The 8,582-nt window shown below is 67.5% G+C and carries 8 protein-coding genes and 1 pseudogene; 7 read left to right on the top strand and 2 right to left on the bottom strand.

The features are described 5' to 3' along the window. The 4 genes and pseudogenes from VF649_RS06265 to VF649_RS06250 all read left to right on the top strand — a co-directional run. Positions 1 to 208 (top strand): annotated as a pseudogene (locus VF649_RS06265) (prepilin peptidase); the annotation flags it as partial. Continuing rightward, the gene (locus VF649_RS06260) at positions 205 to 639 is read left to right on the top strand and encodes a hypothetical protein (protein ID WP_331011099.1); all 435 of its coding nucleotides are present in this window, start codon (positions 205 to 207) and stop codon (positions 637 to 639) included. The pseudogene VF649_RS06265 and the gene VF649_RS06260, both read left to right, overlap by 4 nt. 35 nt (positions 640 to 674) lie before the next feature. Beyond that, positions 675 to 2,081, top strand: a complete 1,407-nt coding sequence (locus VF649_RS06255) for a coniferyl aldehyde dehydrogenase (protein ID WP_331011098.1) — start codon at positions 675 to 677, stop codon at positions 2,079 to 2,081. A gap of 17 nt (positions 2,082 to 2,098) precedes the next feature. Beyond that, positions 2,099 to 2,482 (top strand): surface-adhesin E family protein, encoded by a 384-nt coding sequence (locus VF649_RS06250; RefSeq protein WP_331011097.1) that lies wholly within the window; start codon positions 2,099 to 2,101, stop codon positions 2,480 to 2,482. Positions 2,483 to 2,553: 71 nt separating this feature from the next. Here VF649_RS06250 and VF649_RS06245 read toward each other — a convergent pair whose 3' ends face one another. Both VF649_RS06245 and gntA read right to left on the bottom strand, forming a co-directional pair. Further along, positions 2,554 to 3,153 (bottom strand): urea carboxylase-associated family protein, encoded by a 600-nt coding sequence (locus VF649_RS06245; protein WP_331011096.1) that lies wholly within the window; start codon positions 3,151 to 3,153, stop codon positions 2,554 to 2,556. Next, positions 3,150 to 3,857 (bottom strand): guanitoxin biosynthesis heme-dependent pre-guanitoxin N-hydroxylase GntA, encoded by a 708-nt coding sequence (gntA, locus tag VF649_RS06240; RefSeq protein WP_331011095.1) that lies wholly within the window; start codon positions 3,855 to 3,857, stop codon positions 3,150 to 3,152. Before gntA ends, VF649_RS06245 begins: the two co-directional genes overlap by 4 nt. A 114-nt stretch (positions 3,858 to 3,971) precedes the next feature. On the opposite strand from gntA, the gene VF649_RS06235 reads away from it, so the two are divergent. The 3 genes from VF649_RS06235 to VF649_RS06225 form a co-directional block, all read left to right on the top strand. Then, positions 3,972 to 4,421, top strand: a complete 450-nt coding sequence (locus tag VF649_RS06235; RefSeq protein ID WP_331011094.1) for a MarR family transcriptional regulator — start codon at positions 3,972 to 3,974, stop codon at positions 4,419 to 4,421. A 77-nt stretch (positions 4,422 to 4,498) separates the two neighbouring features. Further along, positions 4,499 to 6,553, top strand: coding sequence for a malate synthase G (locus VF649_RS06230; protein WP_331011093.1), 2,055 nt, complete (start codon positions 4,499 to 4,501; stop codon positions 6,551 to 6,553). A gap of 98 nt (positions 6,554 to 6,651) precedes the next feature. Continuing rightward, positions 6,652 to 8,582 (top strand): BamA/TamA family outer membrane protein (locus VF649_RS06225; RefSeq protein ID WP_331011092.1); only part of this gene is annotated, 1,931 nt, incomplete at its 3' end.

The following is an 8,582-nucleotide window of genomic DNA, read 5'->3' as shown; positions in this document are numbered from 1 at the left end:
GAAGCTGTTCGGTGCGATCGGGCTGTGGATCGGCTGGCGGCTGTTGCCGGCGGTGCTGTTGATCGCCGGGATCGCCGGGCTGGGCTGGGTCGCGTGGCTGGCGTGGCGGGGGCAGCGGCCGCGGGGCGACACCGCCTTGCCGCTGGGTACGCTGATGGCGCTGGCGGCTTACCCGGCGTGGCTGGCCATGATAGCATGGATGCCATGATTCCCATGCTCCTGCTTCAGCTTGCGCTTCTGCTTCAGGCGGCCCCGCCTTCAATGCCGGCGCCGGCGCCGTTGGGGGCGATCGGTCAGCAGGCGCTGCCGGCGCGGGGGTGTGCCGCGTTTTTGTGGAGTGCGGCGGGCGACCGCAATCTGATCGCGATGGCCGGGGCCGATCCGGCGCGGCTGCGGCTGTCGATCGGGGGGCGGACGCTCGATCTCGATCGCGCGGGCCAGAATGGGGCGGGGAACCTGGGCTTCGCGCAAGTCACCGATTACGGCGCGGGCGACCTGCGCGTCACGCTGGACATGACGATCGCGACGCGGGCCGATCTGGCGGGCGGGGCGACGGTGCCGTCGGGGACTCTGGTCATCACGCGGCCGGCGCAGGATGTGGTGGTGGTGCCGGTGGCCGGCCTGATCGGCTGCACGTGAGTTCGAGCCTGAAAATGGGCGGAGTGGGGACGGACATGAAGGCGATCCTGGATGCTCAGCGTGCCGCGTTCGAGGCGGAGATGCCGGTCAGCGCGCCAGTGCGCCGCGATCGATTGAAGCGCGCGGCGGCGATGATCCGGGACAACAGGTTGCGCTTCTGCGACGCGCTGAGCGAGGATTTCGGCCATCGCAGCCGCGACCAATCGATGCTGACCGATATCGCCGGATCGATCGGCCCGATCGATCATGCCCTGAAACACCTGAGCGACTGGATGAAGCGCGACGCGCGCAAGGTGCAGTTTCCGCTGGGCCTGCTGGGCGCGAAGGCGTGGGTGGACTATCAGCCCAAGGGCGTCGTCGGCGTGATCGCGCCGTGGAATTTCCCGGTGAACCTGGTGATGGGGCCGATCGCCGGCATCTTTGCTGCCGGCAATCGCGCGATGGTGAAGACCAGCGAATTCACCCCCGTCACCGCCGCGCTGTTCGAGGAGGTGGCGCCCGAGTATTTCGCGGTCGAGGAACTGGCGTTCGTGTCCGGCGGGCCCGATGTGGGGCAGGCGTTCGCCAGCCTGCCGTTCGATCATCTGATCTTCACCGGCGCGACCGGCATCGCGCGCCACATCCTGCACGCCGCCGCCGACAATCTGGTGCCGGTGACGCTGGAGTTGGGCGGCAAATCGCCGGTGGTGATCGGCGCGGGCGCGGATATCGCGCGGGCGACGGAGCGAGTCGCGCTGGGCAAGATGCTGAACGCCGGGCAGATCTGCCTTGCGCCCGATTATGTGCTGGCACCGGCGGATCAGGAGGATGCGGTGGTCGCCGGGCTGAAGACGGCGGCGTCGGCGATGTATCCCACGGTGCTGGCCAATCCCGATTACACCGCGATCATCAACGATCGCCATCACCAGCGCCTGACGCACTGGCTGGACGATGCCCGCGCGAAGGGCGCGCGCGTCGAAGCGGTGAACCCGGCGAACGAGGATTTCGCCGCGTCGAACAGCCGCAAGATGCCGCTGCACATCGTTCGCGACGCGACCGACGACATGCTGGTGATGCAGGAGGAGATTTTCGGGCCGATCCTGCCCGTGGTGACCTATCGTGGCATCGACGAAGCGATCGGGCGGATCAATCGCGGCGCCCGGCCGCTGGGCCTGTATCATTTCGGAACGGACGCAAACGAGCGGCAGCGGGTGCTGGACCGGACGGTATCGGGCGGCGTGACGCTGGACGACGTGATCTTTCATGTGTCGATGGAGGATTTGCCCTTCGGTGGTGTCGGGCCTTCGGGCATGGGCAGCTATCACGGGCAGGACGGCTTTCGCACCTTCAGCCATGCGCGCGCGGTGTTCAAGCAATCGCGGCTCGACGTGGCGAAACTGGCGGGGTTGAAGCCGCCCTATGGCGCGGCGCTGCGCAAGAGCGTGGCACGGCAGATCGGATGAGCGCGGTGGATGGAGCGATGATCTTGGCTGTCGCGATGGGGGCGGGGCTGGCGATGGCGCCGCCGCCCCCGCCCTTGGCGGTGACGCCGAACTGGCGGCTGGCGGCCGAAGGGCTGGACGGGACGACGGTGTATGTCGATCCGGCGACCGTGCAGCATGTCGACGAATATGTCGTGAAGGTGTGGACGCGGCGCGACACGACGAAGAAGAAGAAAGTGAAGACCGAGAAACTGCTGGTCAGTTTCGACTGTCGCCGCAACCTGAGCCGGTACGATGCGGCGATCGCCTATACGAAGAAGGGCACGGCGGGGAAGCAGCGGTATACGCCGGCCAAGGACTTCCTGCCGGTCGTTCCGGATTCCAGCGATTGGGCGATGATGACCTTGGCGTGTCGCCTTTGAACGTTTTTCGCGCGGACGCGCGGAGGACGCGGAGAGAAGAATATGAGCGACGGCCCGCGGCGCTGGGTCGCCTATCCAATTCGATAGTGGATGGGTTTGAAGGTGCCGCCGTTGGAGGCTGGGGCGGAGCAGGCGGTCAGGCCGATGATGAGGTCCATCACGGCGCGAAAGGCGATGTGATCGCCGGCCTTGCTGATCGGCGGCAGGACGCTGAGCCGGCCCGCGGCGTCGACGGGGACGTTCATGAAGCAGTTGAACGCGATCGGGATGCGATCGGGGATGATCCCGTAAGGCGCGAGTGCCTCCGCCAGATTGCCGAAGCAGCCGCGGTGCGGCGGCAGATCGGGATAGAAATGGTGGAAGGTGTCGTAGGAACACGGCGTCAGCAGGAAATCGTGGACACCCACGGTGTCGGCCACGATCTCCAGCATCGGTTGCGAGCGGTTCGAATACAGGATGTGCCCGGTCGTCAGCCGGATTGTCTCTGCATAATCCAGCGTGCGGCCCGAGGAGAGGACTTCGTCCACGTCCTCCGCGTTGAACGCCAGCAGATCGGCGACCTGCATCCCGCGCGGATCGATGACGGTGAGCGTCTGCCCGCGCGACAGCCGGAACGCGGTCCCCGCGCGTTCGGCGATCTCGATCGCGGTTCCCGGCGGCGCGGGCCTCAATCTCCCGCGCCGGAATAGCGGAACGGGCAGCGCCAGTCGCCGTCGACGGCGCGGCCGCTGTACTGGCGGGCTTCGCTGGCCTGGCCGTGGCGTTGCAGCATCGGGTTGCGCGAACCGGCGATGGCTTCGTCGCGGACCATGATCTTTTCGCGCATCCCTTCGTACCGCCCGTCGGCGCGCAGCGTTTCGAACTGGTCGTGCAGGTTGAACACCATCGTCGGCCGGGCGAAGCGGCGGGCGAGGCGGCTGGCGGCGGGATGAAGGCCGACGATGAAGAACGCTTCGCCGCCGAAGCTGAGCGAGAAATGCGGCGAATCGGGATCGGCGCTGACGCGGGTGTCGTAAGGCTGGCCGCGCCAGACGTCCTTGTCCGACAGCGACTGGATACGGTGCCACACCGCCGCTTCGAAACCGGCTTCGTCGAGCGTGTCCGGCCCTTCGAACACCACGGCGAAGCTGCGGTACAGGCCCGGTGCCTCGCGGTAGGCGTCAGCGAAGCGGAGCAGGCCGTCGTGGATGCGCAGATCGTCCCACGCGCTGTCGATGCGATTGGCGGCGAGGACGCTGAGCGTACCCTTGGCGAGCGCGGCCTTTGCGCCGACGCAAGGGAAGTCGCGGGCGGCGACGTGCGCCTCCAGCAGCGATTCGAGTTCCGCCTGCGCATCGTGGCGCCAGGGAAACATGGGAGTTGCGGGCGATGTCATGGATCAGCGCTACGTTCGAATCGCCCGCGCCGTTCCCGAAGACCGGTAAAATCTGCATCAATATGACACGTATTCATTAGTGGAAATCGGTGTGGCGAAATGCACAATGGCAGGATGGCCGATCCGCTGTTGTCCCTCGACGATTTCATGCCGTTCCGACTGTCTATCGTATCTAATGCGGTATCCGATGCGATCGCATCGACATATCACGCGCTGTTCGGGCTGCGGATAGCCGAATGGCGGCTGGTCGCGGTGATCGCCGAGAGCGACGGGCTGTCGCAGCAGGCGCTGGGCGCGCGGACGCGGATGGACAAGGTGACGGTGAGCCGCGCCGCCATCGCGCTGGCGGAGCGCGGGCTGATCGCGCGGCGGGCCAACCCGGACGATCAGAGATCGCACCTGCTGTCGCTGACCCCGGCCGGGCGCGCGCTGTACGAACAGGTCGCGCCCAAGGCGCTGGAGATGGAATCGCGCATCTTCGCCGGGCTGGGCGCCGCGGACCTGGCGCATTTCCGCGCCGTCCTCGACCGGGTCGAGGTGGCCGCGGGCGGATTGCAGGGTTGAACCCGGCAGCGATGCCGGCTTAAAGGGCAGCCGTCCTCCCCAGGCCGTATCGACGTTTCCCAAGGAGGGTTTCCTTTATGATCGACCGTGCCGGCCTGATGGTCGCTCCGCAGCTCGCGGCATTCCTGCAACGCGACGTGCTGGCGCCGCTGGGGCTGGATACTGCCGCCTGGTGGGCGGGCGTGGCGGCGATCTTCGCGCGGTTCGCGCCCGAGAATGCCGCGCTGCTGAACACGCGCGATGCGTTGCAGGCGGCGATCGATGCGCGATACCGGGCAGGCGAGCCGGTGGACGAGGCGTTCCTGCGCGACATCGGCTATCTGGTGCCCGAACCGGCGCCGTTCGCGATCCAGACCGCGGCGGTGGATGCCGAGATCGCGGATCTGGCGGGGCCGCAATTGGTGGTGCCGGTGCTGAACGCGCGTTTCGTGCTGAACGCGGCGAATGCGCGCTGGGGCAGCTTGTACGATGCGCTGTACGGCACCGACGTGCTGCCGGGGACGGCCACGCCCGGCGGCTATGACGCGGTGCGCGGCAAGCAGGTGATCGCGCGGGCGAAGGCGTTCCTGGACGACGCGGTGCCGCTGGCGTCGGGGAGCTGGCAGGATGCCACGACGATCGCGCTGGCCGATCCGGCGCAGCTGGTCGGCACGCGCGGCGCTTCGCAGATGTACCGGCATAACGGGCTGCATATCGAAGTGGTGATCGACCCGTCGACCGCGATCGGCCGCGACGATCCGCTGGGCATCGCCGACGTGGTGCTGGAATCCGCGCTGACCACCATCGTCGATCTGGAGGATTCGATCGCGGCGGTCGATGCCGAGGACAAGGTGGCGGCCTATGCCAATTGGCTGGGGCTGATGACGGGGACGCTGGAGGAGACGTTCGACAAGGGCGGTCGCGCCGTCACGCGGCGGCTGGCGGACGATGTGACGCTGGACGGCGGGGAGGTGCTGGCGGGGCGAAGCGTGCTGTTCGTGCGCAACGTCGGCCATCTGATGACGACGCCCGCGGTACTGCTGGCCGGCGGTGGCGAAGCGCCCGAGGGCATCCTGGACGCGATCGTGACGGCGACGATCGCGCTGTTCGACCTGCGCGGGCTGGGGCGGTTTCGCAACAGTCGCAGCGGATCGGTGTATATCGTCAAGCCCAAGATGCACGGGCCGGAGGAATGCGCCTTTGCCGACCGGCTGTTCGATGCGGTCGAGGATCTGCTTGGGCTGGCGCGGCATACGGTCAAGATCGGGGTGATGGACGAGGAACGGCGCACGTCGGCCAATCTGGCGGCGTGTATCGCTGCGGTGCGCGGGCGGATCGTGTTCATCAACACCGGCTTCCTGGATCGCACAGGCGACGAGATGCACACCGCGATGCACGCCGGGCCGATGATCCCCAAGGCCGAGATGAAGGCGTCCGGCTGGATCAAGGCATATGAGGATCGCAACGTGCGCATCGGATTGGCGCACGGCCTGTCGGGCAAGGCGCAGATCGGCAAGGGGATGTGGGCGGCGCCGGATCGCATGGCCGACATGGTCGCACAGAAGATCGCGCATCCGACCAGTGGCGCGAACACGGCATGGGTGCCGTCGCCGACCGCCGCGACGCTGCACGCGCTGCATTACCACCAGGTCGACGTGTTCGCCCGCCAGCGCGACATCGCTGGCGAGCCGATCCCGCCGCTGTCCGCGTTGCTGGCCGTGCCCGTCGCCGCCGGGCGCAACTGGGCGCCCGAAGAAATCGCGCGCGAGCTGGACAACAATGCGCAGGGCATTTTGGGCTATGTCGTGCGCTGGATCGATCAGGGCGTGGGGTGTTCCAAGGTGCCCGACATCGACGACGTCGGCCTGATGGAAGACCGCGCGACCTTGCGCATTTCGTCGCAGCATATGGCCAACTGGCTGCTCCACGGCGTCGCGAGCGCGGACGATATCGATGCGGCGTTTCACCGGATGGCGCGCAAGGTGGACGCGCAGAATGCGGGCGACCCGGTGTATCGGCCGATGGCGGACGCAGCGAACGGCCCCGCCTATCGCGCCGCGCGCGCTTTGGTGTTCGAGGGACTGGATCAGCCCAGCGGCTATACCGAGCCGCTGCTCCACGCGTTTCGCCGTATCGCAAAGGCAACCGATTGACGCCACGGCGATTTGCAACCAAATCGGCGCGACGGAGTTGCAGAAAATATTGGGGGTGAGTCCGAACGCGGCGTCCCTGGGGTAAAAGGGGCGAAGCGTTGCATTTCGGACGAGCCAACGGGCGACACTATTGGATCGCAGCCGGACTTGTCGTCGCGTCGCCGGCCGCTGCGCAGATTTCGCGGCCCGGCACCGCGCCCGCGCGCGGCCCCGACGCGCCGAAGGAGGACATCCAGCCCCAGCGACCCGGCGCAGGTGCGGCGCCGACGCCGGCGGGACCCGACACGCCGATCGTTCCCGAAGCGGAGTTCGACGCCGCGCTGCCGCCGTTGAGCGGCGATATCAATGCGCCGCTGGAGCCGATGGCGCCCGCTTCGACCGCCCGGCCTTCCAATGCTGCGCCCGCCACCACCGCTGCGCCTGCCACCACCGCTGCGCCGGCGGCTATCGGCGACGTGCTGCCGCCGACGGGGCCTGGCGATCCGCAACTGGCGCAGCCGCTGACGCCGCTGAACAGTTTCGACACCGCGCCGCTGGAAACCGCCGCCGACGTGGCGGAGCGCGACGCGCCGGAATTGCGGTACGAGACGGTGGTCAACGGGCTGGACAAGCAGGATCTGGAAGCGCGGTTCAAATCGCTGTCGGCCCTGCGCGAAGGCGGCGGCAAGGCGGCGAACGCCACGCAGGTGTCGGCCCGCGCGCGTGAGGACGAAGCGCTGGCGGTGCGGCTGTTGAAGTCGCTGGGTTATTACGACGCCACCGCGCTTTCGACGATCGACATGCTTCCCGGAAACCCCGGACGGCTGCGCGCAACGATCACCGCGTCGCCGGGACGGCTGTATACGCTGTCGTCGATCACCGTGAACACGCAAGCAACGGTGCCCGAGGGGCTGGTGCGCCGGCAATTGCCGTTGAAGGTCGGCGATCCGATCCAGGCCGATCGCATCCAGGGTGCGGAGGCGAACGTGTCGCTGACGCTGCCGCAACAGGGTTATCCCTTCGTCAAGGTCGGCGACCGCGATATCCTGTTGGAGGATCAGTCGCCCGAGCCGGTCGGTGCCTATACGCTGCCGGTCGATACCGGTCCGCGATCGTCGTTCGGGCAGTTGACCACCCAGGGCGACCCGGCGACCGGGCCGGTGTTCGGACTGGATCACCTGAACGTCTTCCCGCGGTTCAAGACGGGTGAATTGTACGACACGCGCATGGTCGACGACCTGCGCGACGCACTGGTCGCGACCAGCCTGTTCCGCACCGTGTCCGTCGAGCCGGTGCGCACCGGCCGCTCCGGTCCGGACGGCACCGAACAGGTCGACCTGCTGATCCGCCAGGCCAAGGGGCCGGCGCGTTCGCTGGCGGGCGAGGCGGGTTATTCGACCGGACAGGGCATGACGGTGCAGGGCAGCTATACCCACCGCAACCTGTTCAAGCCCGAAGGTGCGTTGATCCTGACCGCCATTGCGGGCACGCAGCAGCAGGGCGCGAGTGCGACGTTCCGCCGCCAGAACGCCGGCCGGCGGGATCGCACCGTCACGCTGGTCGCATCCGCGCTGCACCAGAATTACGACGCGTTCAGCGCGTTCACCGGCACGCTGTCGGGCCGGATCAGTTACGATTCGACGCCGATCTGGCAGAAGACTTTCACCTATTCCTATGGCTTCGAACTGGTCGGCACGAACGAGAGCGTGTATGATTTCCAGGCCGGCGAGCGCAATCGCGGCACGTATTTCATCGCGGCGCTGCCCGGACAGGCGATGTTCGACCGATCGGACAGCCTGTTGAACCCGACCAAGGGATATCGCCTGAAAATCAACGTCAGCCCGGAAGGATCGGTGCGCGGCGCGGCGCGGCCCTATGCGCGCACGATGATCGAGGGAACCGCATATTATCCGATCGGCCAGAAACTGGTGATCGCGGGGCGGGCGCGGGCCGGGTCGATCTTTGGCATCGCGCGCGACAATCTGGCGCCGTCGCGGCGCTATTATGGCGGCGGCGGCGGATCGGTGCGCGGCTATGGCTATCAGCGGCT

This window comes from Sphingomonas sp. (assembly GCF_036387535.1).
GTDB lineage: Bacteria > Pseudomonadota > Alphaproteobacteria > Sphingomonadales > Sphingomonadaceae > Sphingomonas_R.
Note: the sequence above shows the minus strand (reverse complement) of the source record. Positions and strands in the feature narration are given on the sequence as shown.

Coding starts and splice junctions, on each gene's coding strand:
- gntA (WP_331011095.1), bottom strand. CDS start 3,857: ATGACATCGCCCGCAACTCCCATGTTTCCCTGGCGCCACGATGCGCAG.
- VF649_RS06235 (WP_331011094.1), top strand. CDS start 3,972: ATGGCCGATCCGCTGTTGTCCCTCGACGATTTCATGCCGTTCCGACTG.
- VF649_RS06255 (WP_331011098.1), top strand. CDS start 675: ATGAAGGCGATCCTGGATGCTCAGCGTGCCGCGTTCGAGGCGGAGATG.
- VF649_RS06230 (WP_331011093.1), top strand. CDS start 4,499: ATGATCGACCGTGCCGGCCTGATGGTCGCTCCGCAGCTCGCGGCATTC.
- VF649_RS06260 (WP_331011099.1), top strand. CDS start 205: ATGATTCCCATGCTCCTGCTTCAGCTTGCGCTTCTGCTTCAGGCGGCC.
- VF649_RS06250 (WP_331011097.1), top strand. CDS start 2,099: ATGATCTTGGCTGTCGCGATGGGGGCGGGGCTGGCGATGGCGCCGCCG.